General features: G+C 61.8%; 14 protein-coding genes and 1 pseudogene. 12 read left to right on the top strand and 3 right to left on the bottom strand.

What is annotated here, in order from left to right:
* Window positions 1-46: 46 nt before the first annotated feature.
* Window positions 47-1930, top strand: coding sequence for a DNA polymerase III subunit gamma/tau (locus CCGE525_RS00645; RefSeq protein ID WP_120702599.1), 1884 nt, complete (start codon window positions 47-49; stop codon window positions 1928-1930).
* 103 nt (window positions 1931-2033) lie between these two features.
* Window positions 2034-2357: a YbaB/EbfC family nucleoid-associated protein gene (locus CCGE525_RS00640; RefSeq protein WP_120702598.1), complete on the top strand. Its 324-nt coding sequence runs from the start codon at window positions 2034-2036 to the stop codon at window positions 2355-2357.
* Window positions 2358-2380: 23 nt separating this feature from the next.
* On the opposite strand, the gene CCGE525_RS00635 is transcribed toward CCGE525_RS00640, so the two are convergent.
* The gene (locus CCGE525_RS00635) at window positions 2381-2857 is read right to left on the bottom strand and encodes an Lrp/AsnC family transcriptional regulator (RefSeq protein ID WP_120702597.1); all 477 of its coding nucleotides are present in this window, start codon (window positions 2855-2857) and stop codon (window positions 2381-2383) included.
* Window positions 2858-2969: 112 nt separating this feature from the next.
* On the opposite strand from CCGE525_RS00635, the gene CCGE525_RS00630 reads away from it, so the two are divergent.
* Together CCGE525_RS00630 and CCGE525_RS00625 are read left to right on the top strand one after the other, a co-directional pair.
* Window positions 2970-3506: an RBBP9/YdeN family alpha/beta hydrolase gene (locus CCGE525_RS00630; RefSeq protein WP_120702596.1), complete on the top strand. Its 537-nt coding sequence runs from the start codon at window positions 2970-2972 to the stop codon at window positions 3504-3506.
* A gap of 99 nt (window positions 3507-3605) precedes the next feature.
* Window positions 3606-4217 (top strand): LysE family translocator, encoded by a 612-nt coding sequence (locus CCGE525_RS00625; RefSeq protein WP_120702595.1) that lies wholly within the window; start codon window positions 3606-3608, stop codon window positions 4215-4217.
* 2 nt (window positions 4218-4219) lie between these two features.
* Here the strand turns inward: CCGE525_RS00625 and CCGE525_RS00620 are convergent, their stop codons facing one another.
* Window positions 4220-4846, bottom strand: a complete 627-nt coding sequence (locus CCGE525_RS00620; protein WP_245472066.1) for an MOSC domain-containing protein — start codon at window positions 4844-4846, stop codon at window positions 4220-4222.
* A gap of 57 nt (window positions 4847-4903) precedes the next feature.
* Here CCGE525_RS00620 and recR point away from each other — a divergent pair, with 57 nt between their 5' ends.
* Together recR and CCGE525_RS00610 are read left to right on the top strand one after the other, a co-directional pair.
* Window positions 4904-5509, top strand: coding sequence for a recombination mediator RecR (recR, locus tag CCGE525_RS00615; RefSeq protein WP_120702593.1), 606 nt, complete (start codon window positions 4904-4906; stop codon window positions 5507-5509).
* Between the two features lie 14 nt (window positions 5510-5523).
* Window positions 5524-6784: pseudogene (locus tag CCGE525_RS00610) on the top strand (lytic murein transglycosylase).
* Between the two features lie 130 nt (window positions 6785-6914).
* On the opposite strand, the gene CCGE525_RS00605 reads toward CCGE525_RS00610, so the two are convergent.
* Entirely contained in the window at window positions 6915-8483 is a 1569-nt protein-coding gene (locus CCGE525_RS00605; RefSeq protein ID WP_120702592.1) for a trimethylamine methyltransferase family protein, read from the bottom strand.
* 73 nt (window positions 8484-8556) lie between these two features.
* Here CCGE525_RS00605 and CCGE525_RS00600 point away from each other — a divergent pair, with 73 nt between their 5' ends.
* From CCGE525_RS00600 to rbfA, 6 genes are all read left to right on the top strand, one after another.
* Window positions 8557-9489, top strand: coding sequence for a LysR substrate-binding domain-containing protein (locus tag CCGE525_RS00600; RefSeq protein WP_120702591.1), 933 nt, complete (start codon window positions 8557-8559; stop codon window positions 9487-9489).
* Window positions 9490-9742: 253 nt separating this feature from the next.
* Window positions 9743-10351: a ribosome maturation factor RimP gene (gene rimP, locus CCGE525_RS00595; protein ID WP_120702590.1), complete on the top strand. Its 609-nt coding sequence runs from the start codon at window positions 9743-9745 to the stop codon at window positions 10349-10351.
* Between the two features lie 62 nt (window positions 10352-10413).
* Complete coding sequence (gene nusA, locus CCGE525_RS00590) at window positions 10414-12018, top strand: transcription termination factor NusA (RefSeq protein ID WP_120702589.1); 1605 nt, start codon at window positions 10414-10416, stop codon at window positions 12016-12018.
* Window positions 12015-12707 carry an RNA-binding protein gene (locus CCGE525_RS00585; protein WP_120702588.1) on the top strand — a complete coding sequence of 231 codons (693 nt, stop codon included), beginning with the start codon at window positions 12015-12017 and terminating at the stop codon, window positions 12705-12707. Before nusA ends, CCGE525_RS00585 begins: the two co-directional genes overlap by 4 nt.
* Before the next feature lie 101 nt (window positions 12708-12808).
* Window positions 12809-15550: a translation initiation factor IF-2 gene (gene infB / locus CCGE525_RS00580; RefSeq protein WP_120702587.1), complete on the top strand. Its 2742-nt coding sequence runs from the start codon at window positions 12809-12811 to the stop codon at window positions 15548-15550.
* 76 nt (window positions 15551-15626) lie between these two features.
* Window positions 15627-16046: a 30S ribosome-binding factor RbfA gene (rbfA, locus tag CCGE525_RS00575; protein WP_120702586.1), complete on the top strand. Its 420-nt coding sequence runs from the start codon at window positions 15627-15629 to the stop codon at window positions 16044-16046.
* Window positions 16047-16056 lie beyond the last annotated feature (10 nt).

Genomic DNA, 16056 nt, shown 5'->3' with positions numbered 1-16056 from the left:
CTTTCCGAAAGCAAGGCCCGGCTTTCTGCGGGCAATAAGCAGGGCGATGAGCGACACCGAGCGACAAGCAAAAGATGCCGCTTCGACCGGCACCGGTTACCGGGTGCTGGCCCGCAAATACCGGCCTAAGGATTTCACCGACCTGATGGTCGGCCAGGAGCCGATGGTCCGGACGCTGACCAATGCGTTCGAGACCGGCCGCATTGCCCAGGCCTACATGCTGACCGGCGTGCGCGGCGTCGGTAAGACGACGACGGCCCGTATCCTGGCGCGCGCACTCAACTACAAGACCGCCGAGGTCGACCGCGCGACCATCGACCTGCGTGAACCCGGCGAACATTGCCAGGCGATCATGGAAGGCCGGCATGTCGACGTCATCGAGATGGACGCCGCCTCACATACCGGCATCGACGATATCCGCGAGATCATCGAGCAGGTGCGCTATCGCCCGGTTTCGGCGCGCTACAAGGTCTACATCATCGACGAAGTGCACATGCTGTCGACGGCCGCTTTCAACGGGCTGCTGAAGACGCTGGAAGAGCCACCGGAGCATGTGAAGTTCATCTTCGCCACCACTGAAATCCGGAAGGTGCCGATCACGGTACTGTCGCGCTGCCAGCGCTTCGACCTGCGTCGCATCAGCGCCTCCGATCTCGTCGGCCTGTTCACCACCATCGCCGCCAAGGAAGGCATCGAGGCGGAGCCGGAAGCGCTTGCCATGATCGCCCGTGCCGCCGAAGGTTCGGCTCGCGATGGGCTGTCGCTGCTCGACCAGGCCATCGCCCACGGCAGCGGTGTGGTTGCGGCGGAAGCCGTCCGCTCGATGCTGGGGCTCGCCGACCGCGCCCGTATCGTCGATCTCTTTCACCATATCATCAAGGGCGACGTCGCCGCCGCGCTGGCGGAATTCAACAGCCAGTACGAAGCCGGCGCCAACCCCGTCGTCGTGCTGACCGACCTCGCCGATTTCACCCATCTCGTCACCCGCCTGAAATATGTGCCGGATGCCGCCAACGATCCGTCGCTGAGCGAGGTCGAGCGCACCAAGGCGGCCGAATTCGCGCAGGGCGTGGCGGTTACCACGCTGTCGCGCTTCTGGCAGATGCTCCTGAAGGGCATTCCGGAGACTGAAAGCGCTGCCCGCACGGCCGGCGCCGCCGAGATGGTACTGATCCGTCTGGCCCACGCCGCCCATCTGCCGGCGCCGGAGGATGCGGCGCGGCGGCTTGCCGAGTTTTCAGACGGAAATGGCGGCATGCGTCCGTCGCTCGCCCCGTCAGCCGGCAACGGCGTCGGAACGCCGGTCTCCTATCAGGGCAGCGTGATGGCCCGCGCAGTCGAAACGGCACCATCGCGGCCCGCACCCACGCCGCCGGCGCCGGTCGCCATGCTGCGGTCGGTTCCGAATACGCAGCCGCAAACCACCCCCGCGGTCGGCCGCATCGAACCAAAACCCGCCGAAGCGCCGAAGCCGCTGGTTCCCGTCAATTCGATGGCGGATATCGCGGAACTCGCCGGCCAGAAGCGCGATCCGAAACTGAAGGCGCTGGTGCGCAGTTTCGTTCGCCCGGTGCGGCTGGAGCCCGGCCGGCTCGACGTCAACCTGACGCCAGGTGCGCCGGGAACGCTGTTGAACGAACTCGCCGTCAAACTGAAGGAATGGACCGGTATCCATTGGATCGTCAGCCTCAGCCGCGACGAAGGCGAGCCGACGCTCGTGGAGGCGGAAGCAAACGCGCAGCAGCAGCGGGTCGCCGATGCCCGCCAAGACCCGGATGTGGCGGCAATCCTATCGCAATTTCCGGGCGCCAAGATCATCGACGTTCGCGTGCGAGCGCCGGATGCGGAAGAAGAGGAACAAACTGCCGCCCCGGCCACCGCCGAATCCGATGATGGCGACATCCTGCCGGGCGATGATATCGAATTCTAGGGATATGATACCGATCGACAGGCCGCATGGTAAAAGACGCAAGCGGTTTTCGAAGTAGATTATATCCAGCAAGACAAAGAGACGAGAAGAAGGACGAACGACGATGCGCGACATCATGGGCATGATGGGCAAAGTGAAAGAAATGCAGGCCAAGATGGAAAAGATGCAGGCGGAAATCGCCGACATCCGGGCCGAAGGCAAAGCCGGCGGCGGCCTCGTCTCCGTCACTGTGAACGGCAAGAGCCAGATGCTAGCCATCAAGATCGATCCGTCGCTCTTCAAGGAAGATGACGTCGAAATTCTCGAGGACCTGATCGTCGCTGCAAACAAGGACGCGCAGGAAAAGGCCGAGGCATTGGCCGCCGAAAAGACCCGGGAACTGACCGCCGGCCTGCCGATCCCGCCGGGCTTCAAGCTGCCTTTTTGAGAAGCGCTTCCACAAGCGGGCGGTCAACGCACCATCGTCTTGCGGATGAGCTCGCGGCCGATCGGTTTCGCCGGCTGGTTCCGCAACACCAGCGATGTGGTCACCGCGCCATGGCGGGCGATGGAATCGACGATGGTTTCAAGGTCTGATGGTGTCGGCACCAGGACCTTGAGCAGGAAGCAATCCTCGCCGGTCAACCGCAGGACCTCGATGATCTGCGGCATTTCCGAAAATTGTTTAAGGCAGGGGCGTATATGCTCATGGGTCGTCCGCAGCCGGACGATGGCCATCATGCCCAGGCCGACCGCGGTGGGATCAATGACGGCTCGGTAGCCGGCGATGATGCCGCGCTCCTCAAGCCGCTTGAGACGTTCGGACGCGGCAGGCTGCGAAAGCCCTACCCGGCGACCAAGTTCAGAGACGGAGATCCGCCCATTCTCCTGCAGGATCTCGATCATCGACAGATCCGTCGGGTCCAGGTCCTTCTCAAAGCTTTCCATTCTCGCACCTTGAATTCATCGGCCGACGCAAGTTTTATCCGATGGATTGCGATGTCAACCTGCGATGCAGCGTGCCAATCTCCCTCCGTCAACACAGCACGAAGGGAAAGACATGCGCGATATCATCGTCCTGCCCGGCCTTGGCGGCTCGGGGGAAGGTCATTGGCAAACCCTGTGGGAACGGCAGAATCCCGAGATGCGCCGCTTTCAGCCGGCGAGCTGGGACAGGCCGGAATTAGCGGATTGGATCGCCGCGCTCAGCCGGGAGATCGGCCGCTCCAAGACGCCGCCGGTCCTCGTCGTCCATAGCCTCGCCTGCCAGTTGGTCGCGCATTGGGCGGCGTTGACGCCGACAAGAATCCGCGGTGGCTTCCTCGTCTCGGCGCCCGATCCCACAGGCGATATCTATTTGGCCGAGGCCCCGAGCTTCGCCAATCCGCCGCGCCGGCGACTGCCGTTTCCGTCGCTCCTCGTTGCCAGCACCGATGATCCCTTCGGCTCGCTCGACTATGCGAAGGAAAGCGCCGCGGTCTGGGGCAGCAAGTTGATTGATGTCGGCCCATTTGGCCATATCAATGCGAATTCCGGAATCGGCGATTGGCCGGAAGGACGCGCGTTATTCGAATCCTTCCACGCTACTCTTGCCTGATGGAATGCGGCCTGATTGGAAAATGTGCCATGGGATGCTATGTGGAAACACATTGGGCAACGTTTTCGCCCAGACCATCCTGACATCTAAGAGAACGTCATGAGCCTAACGACATTGCTTGTTTTTGCCGGTGCGCTGTTCGTGGCTGCCGGTTCGCCCGGGCCGAGCGTTGCTGCGCTGGTCGCGCGCGTACTGACCAAGGGCGCGCACGACGTGTTGCCGTTCCTGGCCGCCATGTGGATCGGCGAAGCGATCTGGCTGACCTGCGCGGTCGCGGGACTGGCGGCCATTGCCGAAACCTTCCATTGGGCGTTCGTCGCCATCAAATGGCTGGGTGTCGCCTATCTGCTTTATCTCGCCTGGAAAATGTGGTTCGCCGCGGCCGATACGACGGAGGAAAAGTTGCCGGATGCGCAATCGCCGCTCCGCCTCTTCTTCGCGGGCCTGACCGTCACGATGGGCAATCCGAAGATCATGATGTTCTATGTGGCGCTGCTGCCGTCAATCATCGATATCCATGCCGTCACACTGGTCGGCTGGGTCGAGCTGGTGGCGACGATGTTCGTCGTGCTGGCGGTGATCGATCTGAGCTGGGCCTTTTTCGCCGCCAAGGCGCGCGGTTTCTTGAAAAGCCGCCGCGCCGTGCGGATGGCCAACCGCGCCAGCGCCGGTACCATGGCAGGCGCGGCCGTCGCCATCGCCATGCGATAAACTCAAGGGTCGACGAACTCCTCGTCGAGAAGCGCTCTGAGTTTGTAGTGAATAGGCGCGGAGAGATAGCGCGCCCGGTCCTCAGGCGACAAACGTCTGCCGAAAGTCGCCATCAATTCCGGCATGGTGACCCTGGCGCCGGCATAGGGAAGGTAGGTCACCGGCGTTCCGGCGGTGGCGGTTCCGTTTTGGATGACACGGCAATAGATGCCCGGCCGGCCTGCTTGCGTATAACGCTTGACGAATTTCGGATCGCCCATCTTCGCGGAAAACGTCGAGCAGGGGATGCGGGCCGAGGTCACTTCGAGGACTAAATCGTCTGCTATGAATCTGTCGCCGACGGCGACCTCACGGTTGTCGAGCCCTTCGATAACGATATTTTCGCCGAATGTGCCGGGCTCCAGCCTGCGGCCCAGTTCATTAGACCACCAATCCAGCGTCAGCGAACCTTCCACATAAACGGCTTGGTCGCGTCCACCGTGATGTTCGCCATTGCAGACGGCGTCGCCGATGATGCCCTCGGTGTCGATCATGACCGTACCGCCGACCGCGTGCTTGTTGATGCCGGTCCTGTAGCTCTTGCCGGGCAATATTTCGGCGTCGCCGATGCAGACGGCCAGAATTTTCATGGGGCGATCATCCCTTCCGCGATTTCGTTCCTCAAGCATATGAGCTAAAAGCCTCCCATGGCAAAGCGAGTTACCGGTCCCGAAATTGAAAAACTCATCCAGCTTCTGGCGAAGGTGCCGGGCCTCGGCCCACGCTCGGCGCGGCGCGCCGCATTGCACCTGATCAAGAAGAAGGATCAGTTGCTCGGCCCTCTGTCCCATGCCATGGGCGAGGCCTATGACAAGGTGAAGATCTGCTCGCGCTGCGGCAATGTCGATACCGTCGACCCTTGCACCGTTTGCACCGACGACCGCCGCGATCAATCTGTCATCATCGTTGTCGAGGATGTCGCCGATCTCTGGGCGCTGGAGCGCGCCGGCGCGATGAACGCGGCCTATCACGTGCTTGGCGGCGTACTGTCACCGCTCGACGGTGTCGGACCTGACGATCTCAACATCCGCGGGCTGATCGAACGCGTCAGCGAAGGCGGCGTCAGCGAAATCATCATCGCCGTGAATGCGACGGTCGAGGGGCAAACCACAGCACACTATATAACCGACCAGCTTGCCGGCCTTGAGGTGAAAATCACCCGCCTCGCCCATGGAGTACCGGTCGGCGGCGAACTCGACTATCTGGACGAGGGCACGCTAACGGCGGCGTTGCGGGCACGGACGGCGATTTGAGGGAGAGAAGGAGTATGAGGAGAGTGCACATATCGGTGGCGCGGAACATTCTGCGCTTGCTTATCCTCCTCCTCGCCCTCCTTCCCCTTCCCGCCCTTGCTGCCTCAAAGGCCGATGTCGAAGCGCAGTTCCAGGCCTGGGTGCAACAGGACCTTTGGCCGGAAGCGAAGAAGGACGGCGTTTCAGACAAGACTTTCCAGGCCGCCTTTGCGGGCGTGACACTGAATTGGGATCTGCCGGATCTGGCGCCGCCGGGTTTTCCGAAGCCCAAAGAGCAGCCGCAGACGCAGGCGGAATTCTCTTCTCCCGCTCCCTATTTCAACGAGGCACGACTGCAGAAGCTGGCAGCGACCGGACGCAGTTTCGCGTCGCAATACGGGCCGACGCTGAGAAAGATCGAAAAAGTTTACGGCGTGCCCGGCCCGATCCTGCTTGCCATCTGGGGTCGCGAGACCGGCTACGGAGCGGCGAAGCTGCCGAATTCGGCGGTCCAGGTGCTGGCGACCAAAGCCTTCATGTCGACCCGCAAGGATATGTTTCGCACCGAACTTATCGCCGCACTCGGCATTCTCGAACATGGCGATGTCACGCCCGGCCAGTTCATGGGATCCGTGGCGGGCGCGCTCGGCCAACCACAGTTCATGCCGACCAGCTATCTGAAATATGCGGTCGATTTCGACGGCGACGGCCATCGCAACATCTGGACCTCGGTGCCCGATACCCTTGCCTCCATAGCCAATTTTCTGACGCAGAAGGGCTGGCAGCGCGGCCGCGGCTGGGGCTACGAAGTCACGATCCCGGAAAACGTTTCCTGCGCGCAGGAAGGACCGGATCTCGTCAAGCCGATTTCGCAATGGAACTCGCTGGGATCGTCAGGATTTCCGGCAAGGCTTTTCCGTCCGACGAACTCAAGGCCGGCGGTATGATGTGGTGCCGGCCGGCCGCGACGGGCCGGAATTTATCGTCACGCCGAATTTCTACGTCATCAAGGAATACAATAATTCCGACCTCTACGGCCTCTTTATCGGCAATCTCGCCGACCGCATCGCCTATGGTTCCGGCGCCTTCCAGGGCCAATGGGGCGATGTCGGCAAGATGCTGCGCTCCGACGTCGCCGGCATGCAGGTGACCTTGGAGCGCAAGGGATACGACGTCGGCGGCACCGACGGATTGCCGGGCTACAAGACCCGGCGATCCATCGGCCAATGGCAGGAAAAGAGCGGCCGCAAGCCCACCTGCTATCCCGATAGCTCGATGCTCGGCCTGCTGAAATAGGCGGAATTCAGTAGTGGTAGCTTCGGGCCGAAGCGGACATACGGCTACTCGCCGTCAAAGGTATGCGTAAAGGGCTCGGATCTTATCCAAAAGCCGTAACCCCCGACGTCGGGCGATATGATCACGTAATTCAATACCAGCCGTCCGCCATCGACGCTTTGCGTCTTGCCATGAAATCGCACAGGGCTTCATCGGCAGCGTTGTCCAACGGCGGTGCTTCATAATTGGCGAGTGTTGTCTTCCACTGTCTGTTGGCGCGGGTTGCAATGTCAGTGGAACCGCCTTCCTCGCTCCATTTCTCGAAGGGCTCGTTGTCCGAAAGCGTCGAATCCCAGAATGCGGTCTGGTAGTTCCGCATAGTATGGGCCGAGCCAAGGAAATGGCTGCCGGGTCCGACCTCTTCGAAGGCGTCGAAAGCGAGCGTATTGTCGTCGACCGTAACGCCGGCGAGGTAGGAGTGCAGTGCCCCGCACAGGTCGGCGTCCATCACAAACTTCTCGTAGGACATTACGAGCAGACCATCCAGGAAACCGGCCGAATGCAGGATGAAGTTCGCCCCGCAATGGATGGCCGACAGCATGGACATCAGGCCCTCCTGCATGGCTTGGCCATCAGGCAGTTTCGAATTGGAGAAATTGCCCGCACATCTCAGCGGAAGTTTCAGCCGCCGGGCAAGCTGACCAATGACCATGGAACCGATGGCGGGTTCGGGGGTACCGAAGGTGGGCGATCCCGAGCGCAGCGACATGGAAGATAGGAAATTTCCGAAGATAACCGGAGCGCCCTTGCGTTCGAGCTGCGTGAGGGCGCAGCCGGCCAGCGTTTCGGCATAGGATTGGGCAATGGCTCCCGCATTGGTAACGGGGCCCATCGCGCCGCCGAGGATGAAGGGCACGATGACGGCAGCCTGATTGGCGCGAGCATAGGCTCGCAACGACTTCGTCATCGTCCCATCCCACACGAGCGGAGAATTGACGTTGACGTTGCCGAGGATAACGCAGTTTCGATCGACGAAGTCGGCACCGAAGAGAATACGCGTCATCTCGATCGAATCTTCGGCGCGCTCCTCCGCCGTCACCGAGCCCATGAATGCGCGGTCGGAATACTTGATGTGGCTGTAGACCATGTCGAGATGGCGCTTGTTGACGGGCACGTCGACCGGCTCGCAGATCGTGCCGCCGGAATGATGCAGCCAAGGGCTTGCCTGGGCGAGCTTGATGAAGTTCTGAAAGTCTTCGATCGTTCCGTAGCGGCGACCCTTGTCGAGGTCCATGACGAAGGGCGAGCCGTAGGCGGGCGAGAAGACGACCTTTTTACCGCCGATCTGGACATTGTTGGCAGGATTGCGGGCATGCTGAGTGAATTCGCTCGGCGCGGAAGCGACGATCTCCTGCAGCATGCCGGGTTCGAACCGAACGCGAACGCCTTCGACGCGGGCTCCGGCCCGCTTCCAGTGGTCGACGGACACGGGGTCATCGCGAAACTCGATGCCGATCTCGGCGAGGATACGTTCGGCCGTCCGCTCGATCTTCTGAAGGTTTTCCTCGGAAAGGATGTCGTATGTCGGAATGTTGCGGATAATGTAGGGAACGCCGGGCAGCTTCGTGGTGCCTTCCCGACGTGCAGCACGACGCTGCGTCCTCGTTTGCCGGCCCTTTCGTCGACTATCGCCTCGGTCATATTCGCCTCCATAACTAATGAAGGCTAGGACGACTTTGCGCTCCTGTAATGCTGGAAAAAACTTGGTCTGTATAAGCTGAGCTTATGGAAACATTCGAAGACTACTGCCGTCTGCCTCGGCACTCATCATCTTCGAGGCTGCCGGGCGGCATCAGAATTTTAGCCGCGCGGCCGAGGAGCTGGGCATGAGCCAGGCTGCTGTCTCATTGGCCGTTCGGAAGCTTGAAGATCAGCTTGGCGTGCCGCTCTTCCACCGCGAACATCGGAATGTCGAACTGACCGACATCGGGGAGCGCTTCCACGCGGACGTCACCGTAGGCTTGTCACGCATCCAGAAGTCGGCGGAGGACATTCGAACAAAAGGTCGGGAATCCAATGTTACACTGGCAGCTTCGACTGCCTTCGGTTCCATGTGGATGCTGCCGCGTCTGGCGCGTCTGCGGGCAGACCTTCCGGATATCGATCTGCGCATCCAGACAAGCGTGCGTGATCTCGACCTGGACGAGGAGCCAATTCCACTTGCAGTTCGAGGCGGCGATCCCGCAAATTGGCCGCGTTATCATTCCGCGATGCTGGCACCGGAGATTGTGTTTCCGGTAGCAAGCCCGCGCTTCATAGAAAAGCGGCGGCGCCCGGAGCGCCCTGAAGACCTGCTGGCGCTGCCATTGATCCATCTCGAAGAGCCCGTTCGGGCTGCGTGCGACTGGTCCGAATGGTTTGCGAGCGCCGGGGTACGCTATGCCCCGCAGCCCCGGCGACTGACGATCAATGACTATGTCCTGGTCATCCAGGCTGTTTTGGCGGGCGAAGGTGTCGCGCTCGGTTGGCAACATCTTATCGAAGAACAGCTTCGATCTGGCGCGCTGGTCGCCGTCGGCAGGCATGTCCTGAATACCAATATGGCCTTCTATGTCGTCTGGCCGCGATCAAGGGAACTTAACGCACCTGCGCAGCGTGTACGCGACTGGCTTATCGAAGAAGGAAGACGGAGTCGCGAGGAGGACGAGGCGCTTCGGTCCGCCTGACCGCCCGAGACGAGATATCCGCCTCTGGCGCAAAATTGCCGTCGATGATGCTTCGCAAGACCTGGTGGCACGCACTAAAGAATTCCGGAAATAAGCGGCAGAGCCGGGTTTGCATGCGAAGACCTTGCAATTTGATGGAAGGGGCTTATATCCGCATCAAATTCTTGATCGTGTGATGAAGAGTGGGCCGCAAGGACCCGCTCTTTTTTATTAGCTCGATCTCCAAATGCATGGACAATGCAGGAGTGAACGCTTGTCGGAAGAGACAAACGCAGACAACACCAACGAACCGCGGTTGATCGTCGAAACCGGCCTTGACCAGCGCCTCGCCGCCATCATCGAGCCCGTGCTCATCGGCATGGGCTTCCGGCTGGTGCGCGTTCGCCTCCTCAATCAGAACGGCCTGACATTGCAGATCATGACCGAGCGCAACGACGGCACCATGACCGTCGAAGATTGCGAAGAAGTCTCGACGGCGATTTCGCCGGTGCTGGATGTGGAAGATCCGATCGATAAAGCGTATCATCTCGAAGTGTCTTCGCCCGGAATCGACCGCCCGATGGTGCGCAAGTCGGATTTCAGCCGCTGGATCGGTCATCTTATCAAGTGCGAGACCTCGATCCTGGTGGACAACCGCAAGCGGTTTCGCGGCAAGATCGCCGATGTCAGCGCCGATGGTTTTACGATCGAGCGCGACCAGGTGGCTTACGGCGAAGAACCGAAGGTAACCATTCCGTTCAGTACGCTGGCAGAGGCCAAGCTGATCCTGACGGACGATCTTATCCGCGATGCGCTGCGCGCCGACAAGCTGGCTAAAGCTCAGGCTGCGAACCAGAACGAAGCGGACGACGAAGAAGAATAACCGATCAACGAACCGCTCAACGGGACGGGAACCCCTGGGCAGGCAGACGGAGACTTAAGACAATGGCAGTCAGTGCGAACCGGCTAGAACTTCTGCAGATCGCAGATGCAGTGGCGCGCGAAAAGGTCATCGACCGCGAGATCGTGCTTGCCGCAATGGCAGACGCGATCCAGAAGGCCGCGCGTTCGCGTTATGGCACGGAGTCGAACATCCGCGCCGACATCAACCCGAAGACCGGCGAAATCCGCCTGCAGCGCCTGCTCGAAGTCGTCGAAAAGGCCGAAGACTATTCCACGCAGATCCCGCTGGAACTTGCTCGCGACCGCAACCCGGATGCTGCTCTCGGCGACTTCATCGCCGATCCGCTGCCGCCGATGGATTTCGGCCGCATCGCCGCCCAGTCGGCCAAGCAGGTCATCGTGCAGAAGGTGCGCGAGGCCGAACGTGACCGCCAGTTCGACGAATTCAAGGATCGCGTCGGCGAGATCGTCAACGGCACCGTCAAGCGCGTCGAATACGGCAACGTCATCGTCGACCTCGGCCGTGGCGAAGGCATCATCCGCCGCGACGAGATGATCCCGCGCGAAAACTTCCGCTATGGCGACCGCGTCCGCGCCTATGTCTATGACGTGCGCCGCGAACAGCGCGGTCCGCAGATTTTCCTGTCGCGCACGCATCCGCAGTTCATGGTCAAGCTCTTCACCATGGAAGTTCCGGAAATCTACGACGGCATCATCCAGGTGAAGTCGGTCGCCCGCGATCCCGGCTCCCGCGCCAAGATCGCCGTCATTTCGAACGACTCGTCGATCGATCCGGTCGGTGCCTGCGTCGGTATGCGCGGTTCGCGCGTCCAGGCCGTCGTCGGCGAACTGCAGGGCGAAAAGATCGACATCATTCCGTGGTCCAGCGAGCCGGCGAACTTCGTCGTCAACGCGCTGCAGCCGGCTGAGGTCGCTAAGGTCGTTCTCGATGAGGACGCCGAGCGCATCGAAGTCGTGGTTCCGGACGAACAGCTGTCGCTTGCCATCGGCCGCCGCGGCCAGAACGTCCGCCTCGCCTCGCAGCTGACCGGCTGGGATATCGACATCATGACGGAAGCGGAAGAATCCGAGCGCCGCCAGAAGGAATTCAACGAGCGCACCAATCTATTCATGGATGCGCTCGACGTCGACGAAATGGTCGGCCAGGTTCTGGCCTCCGAAGGCTTTGCCGCAGTCGAGGAACTGGCTTACGTCGACCTCGACGAAATTTCGTCCATCGATGGTTTCGATGAAGAGACCGCCCAGGAAATCCAGGATCGCGCTCGCGAATATCTGGAGCGCCTGGAGGCCGAAATGGACGAGAAGCGCAAGACGCTCGGCGTGTCCGACGAGCTGCGCCAGATCAACGGCATGACCGCAAAGATGATGGTGGCGCTGGGCGAGGACGGCATCAAGACGATCGAGGACTTCGCGGGCTGCGCCGCCGACGATCTCGTCGGCTGGACCGAACGCAAGAACGGCGAAACGAAGAAGTTCGAGGGGCTGTTCTCCAAGCTCGAAGTATCGCGCGTCGAAGCCGAGCAGATGGTCGTGCAGGCCCGCCTGCTCGCCGGCTGGATCACCGAAGCCGATCTCGCCGCCGAGGCCGAAGAGGCCACGGAGGATGAGGCCGAGCAAGAAGCATGATGAGCACCGAGGGGCCGGACGCACCGCCTGAAGACGATGATCTCGGGGGTGACGACGTGAACGGCCGCATGTGCATCGTAACACGCGAAAGCGGATCGCCGGACGAGCTGATCCGCTTCGTCGCCGCTCCAGACGGAACCGTGGTTCCCGATCTGAAGCGGCAACTGCCGGGACGCGGCTGCTGGGTCAAGCTCGACCGGGCTCTGGTGGACAAGGCAGTGGCGAAGAAACTGTTTTCTCGCGCCCTGAAGGCGGAGGTGACGGCACCGAGCGATCTCGGCGCCACCGTCGACCGCCTTCTTGCGGCACAACTCGCCGGGATGATGAACATGGCGCGCAAGGCGGGCCAGTTCGTCAGCGGCTCGTCGAAGGTGGATGGCGCCGTTCGCAACGGCTCGGCACTTGCCGTGTTCCATGCGATGGATGCTGCCGCCGACGGCGTTCGCAAGATCGATCAGGCACGCAAGGCCTGGCATCTTGGCATGGAGACTGAAAAGGAAATACCGTCATTCCGTGTCTTCACGGAGGCGGAAATGGAAGAACTGATGGGCCAGAACGCTTTTATCCATGCCGCAGCGCTTGCAGGGCAGGCAGGTGAGGGTGTAGTGAAGCGCGCAAACCTGCTCGAACGGTACCGCAACGGCGGTCAGTCCCGGGCAACGGGCGGCGCTGGCCGGCGAAAACAATGACGCGGTCACCGGTCGATACCGGACGCCTCATTAAGGTACATGCATTGAACGACAGGGGCTGACGGACGATTCCGTACCCTGTCCGAAGGAACGGGAACGGAATGACCGATAGTAAAGACGACAAGACGCTGAGTGTTTCGGGTAAGAAGACCCTCACCCTGAAGCCCTCAGGCGTGAACCAGGGCACCGTGCGCCAGGACATGGGCCGCGGTCGCACCAAGGCGGTCGTGGTCGAAACTCGCAAGCGCCGCCCGCTACGCCCTGAAGACGAAAAGCCGATGATCACCCCGACGACGGCGGCTGCCGCGACGGCATCCGTGACGCGCGTCGCGGAACCGACACCGCAGCCACCGCGCCCGCCGCAGCCGGCTCCGCGCATTCATCAGCCGGGCGGCCAGCAGCAGCGGCCGCAGCAATCCAACCAGAACAACCAGCAGCGCCCGCAGCAGGACCGTTCGTCGCGACCGGTGGTTTTGAACCATCTGTCGGCTGGCGAAATGGATGCGCGCCGCCGTGCGCTTGCCGAAGCCCAGGCCCGTGACGCCGCCGATGCGGCCCGCCGAGCTGAAGAAGAGGCCCGTCGCCAGCAGGAAGAGGAAGCGCGCCGTATCGCCGAGCAGGCTGAAGCTGCCCGGCTCGCCGCCGAAGAGGCTGCCCGCGCCGCCGAGGCCAAGGTCGAGGCGCCCGCACCAGTCGAAGCCAAGGTGGAAGCACCGAAGCCGGCAGTGCAGCCGGCCGCGGCACCTGTTGTTGCCCGACGCCCGGATGCGGCTCCCCAGCCTGCGCGCCCCGGCGCTCCTGCCGCGGAAACGCCGCTCAACCGGCGTCGGCCGCTCAATGTAGAAGAAGAGGATCGTGGTCCGTCGCGTGGCGGCCCCGCGCGCGGCAAGGTGGTGCGCCCCGAGCCGGCAAAGCCGGTCACAACGCGCCCGAAGACGGAAGACGACCGCCGCCGCGGCAAGCTGACGGTAACGACAGCCGATGTCGACGAAGACGGCAGTGCCCGTGGTCGCTCGCTTTCGGCCATGCGCCGCCGTCAAGAAAAGTTCCGCCGCAGCCAGATGCAGGAAACGCGCGAGAAGATCTCACGTGAAGTGGTGCTGCCTGAGACCATCACCATCCAGGAGCTGTCGCAGCGCATGTCCGAACGCGCCGTCGACGTCATCAAGTTCCTGATGAAGGAAGGTCAGATGATGAAGCCGGGCGACATCATCGACGCCGACCTGGCCGAGCTCATCGCCGGCGAATTCGGCCACACGGTCAAGCGCGTTTCGGAATCCGACGTTGAACAGGGCATTTTCAATGTTGCCGACGAAGCCGGCGAACTGGTTTCCCGTCCGCCTGTCGTCACCATCATGGGTCACGTCGACCACGGCAAGACCTCGCTGCTCGACGCCATCCGCCATGCCAACGTGGTCGCCGGCGAAGCCGGCGGCATCACCCAGCATATCGGCGCCTATCAGGTCGAGCAGAACGGTCAGAAGATCACCTTCATCGACACACCCGGCCACGCCGCCTTCACGGCGATGCGTGCCCGCGGCGCCCAGGCGACCGACATTGCCATCCTCGTCGTTGCTGCCGACGACAGCGTGATGCCGCAGACGATCGAATCGATCAACCACGCCAAGGCTGCGGGTGTTCCGATCATCGTGGCCATCAACAAGATCGACAAGCACGAAGCCAATCCGCAGAAGGTCCGTACGGAACTGCTGCAGCACGAAGTCTTCGTCGAATCCATGGGCGGTGAAGTGCTCGACGTGGAAGTTTCCGCGAAGAACGGCACCAACCTCGACAAGCTGCTCGAAGCCATTCTGCTGCAGGCGGAAATCCTTGACCTCAAAGCCAATCCGAACCGCACGGCGGAAGGGACCGTCATCGAAGCTCAGCTCGATCGCGGCCGAGGCTCCGTTGCCACGGTACTTGTGCAGAAGGGCACGCTGCGTCCCGGCCAGATCGTCGTTGCCGGCGATCAGTGGGGCCGTGTGCGCGCGCTGGTCAACGACAAGGGCGAGCATGTGAAGGAAGCAGGCCCGGCCACGCCGGTCGAGGTGCTCGGCCTTTCCGGTGCGCCGCAGGCGGGCGACAAGTTCGCGGTCGTCGAAAGCGAAAGCCGCGCCCGCGAGATCTCGGAATATCGCCAGCGCCTCACCCGCGACAAGGCGGCTGCTCGCCTGTCCGGCCAGCGTGGCTCGCTGGAACAGATGATGACCCAGCTCCAGGCTGTCGGCGTGAAGGAATTCCCGCTGGTGATCAAGGGCGACGTGCAGGGCTCGATCGAAGCCATTGCCGGTGCTCTCGACAAGCTCGGCACCGACGAAGTTCGGGCCCGCATCGTCCATTCGGGCGCAGGCGGGATCACCGAGTCGGATGTGTCGCTGGCCGAAGCCTCCAATGCGGCCATCATCGGCTTCAACGTCCGCGCCAACGCCCAGGCACGTCAGTTCGCCGAACGCCAGGGTATCGAAATCCGCTACTACAACATCATCTACGATCTGGTGGATGACGTGAAGGCGGCGATGTCGGGCCTGCTGTCTCCGGAACGGCGCGAAACCTTCCTCGGCAACGCCGAAATCCTCGAGGTGTTCAACATCACGAAGGTCGGCAAGGTCGCGGGCTGCCGCGTCACCGAAGGCAAGGTCGAGCGCGGCGTCGGCGTCCGTCTGGTGCGCGACAACGTCGTCATCCACGAAGGCAAACTCAAGACGCTCAAGCGCTTCAAGGATGAAGTCTCCGAGGTCAATGTCGGTCAGGAATGCGGTATGGCCTTCGAGAACTACGAGGACATTCGCGCCGGCGATACGATCGAGTGCTTCCGCGTCGAGCATATCACCCGCACGCTGTAAGGCAGGATAGATTGAAACATTGGGACGGGCGCCGGAACATCCAGTCCGGCGCCCGAACCTTTTGGGATCAAGACAAATGGCTACAAGACCAACTTCTTCCGCGCCCTCGCAGCGCATGCTTCGCGTCGGCGAGCAAGTGCGCGCCGCGATCACGCAGGTTCTGCAGCGCGGCGAAGTGCGCGACGACCTGATCGAGCGCACCGTGATTTCCATTTCCGAGGTGCGCATGTCGCCGGATTTGAAGATCGCCACCGCCTATGTGACGCCGCTCGGCGTCGTTGACCATGAGACCGTCATCGAGACGCTCAATCGGCATGCGAAATTCATCCGCGGCCGTCTCGGACCGCAGCTTCGGCAGATGAAATACATGCCGGAGATCCGTTTCCGTGACGATACAAGCTTCGACAACTACCAGAAGATCGATGCGCTGCTGCGCTCGCCGGAGGTCCAGCGCGATCTCGAAGACGGCGATACCGACACCGACAAAGACCGATAACAGAGACAGA

It is taken from the genome of Rhizobium jaguaris, assembly GCF_003627755.1.
In the GTDB taxonomy this organism is placed as follows: Bacteria; Pseudomonadota; Alphaproteobacteria; order Rhizobiales; family Rhizobiaceae; genus Rhizobium; species Rhizobium jaguaris.
Note: the sequence above shows the minus strand (reverse complement) of the source record. Positions and strands in the feature narration are given on the sequence as shown.

What these genes read in the sequence shown, in the direction of transcription:
- CCGE525_RS00645 (WP_120702599.1), top strand. Translation starts at nt 47, where the DNA reads ATGAGCGACACCGAGCGACAAGCAAAAGATGCCGCTTCGACCGGCACC.
- CCGE525_RS00640 (WP_120702598.1), top strand. Translation starts at nt 2,034, where the DNA reads ATGCGCGACATCATGGGCATGATGGGCAAAGTGAAAGAAATGCAGGCC.
- CCGE525_RS00635 (WP_120702597.1), bottom strand. Translation starts at nt 2,857, where the DNA reads ATGGAAAGCTTTGAGAAGGACCTGGACCCGACGGATCTGTCGATGATC.
- CCGE525_RS00630 (WP_120702596.1), top strand. Translation starts at nt 2,970, where the DNA reads ATGCGCGATATCATCGTCCTGCCCGGCCTTGGCGGCTCGGGGGAAGGT.
- CCGE525_RS00625 (WP_120702595.1), top strand. Translation starts at nt 3,606, where the DNA reads ATGAGCCTAACGACATTGCTTGTTTTTGCCGGTGCGCTGTTCGTGGCT.
- CCGE525_RS00620 (WP_245472066.1), bottom strand. Translation starts at nt 4,846, where the DNA reads ATGAAAATTCTGGCCGTCTGCATCGGCGACGCCGAAATATTGCCCGGC.
- recR (WP_120702593.1), top strand. Translation starts at nt 4,904, where the DNA reads ATGGCAAAGCGAGTTACCGGTCCCGAAATTGAAAAACTCATCCAGCTT.
- nusA (WP_120702589.1), top strand. Translation starts at nt 10,414, where the DNA reads ATGGCAGTCAGTGCGAACCGGCTAGAACTTCTGCAGATCGCAGATGCA.
- CCGE525_RS00585 (WP_120702588.1), top strand. Translation starts at nt 12,015, where the DNA reads ATGATGAGCACCGAGGGGCCGGACGCACCGCCTGAAGACGATGATCTC.
- infB (WP_120702587.1), top strand. Translation starts at nt 12,809, where the DNA reads ATGACCGATAGTAAAGACGACAAGACGCTGAGTGTTTCGGGTAAGAAG.
- rbfA (WP_120702586.1), top strand. Translation starts at nt 15,627, where the DNA reads ATGGCTACAAGACCAACTTCTTCCGCGCCCTCGCAGCGCATGCTTCGC.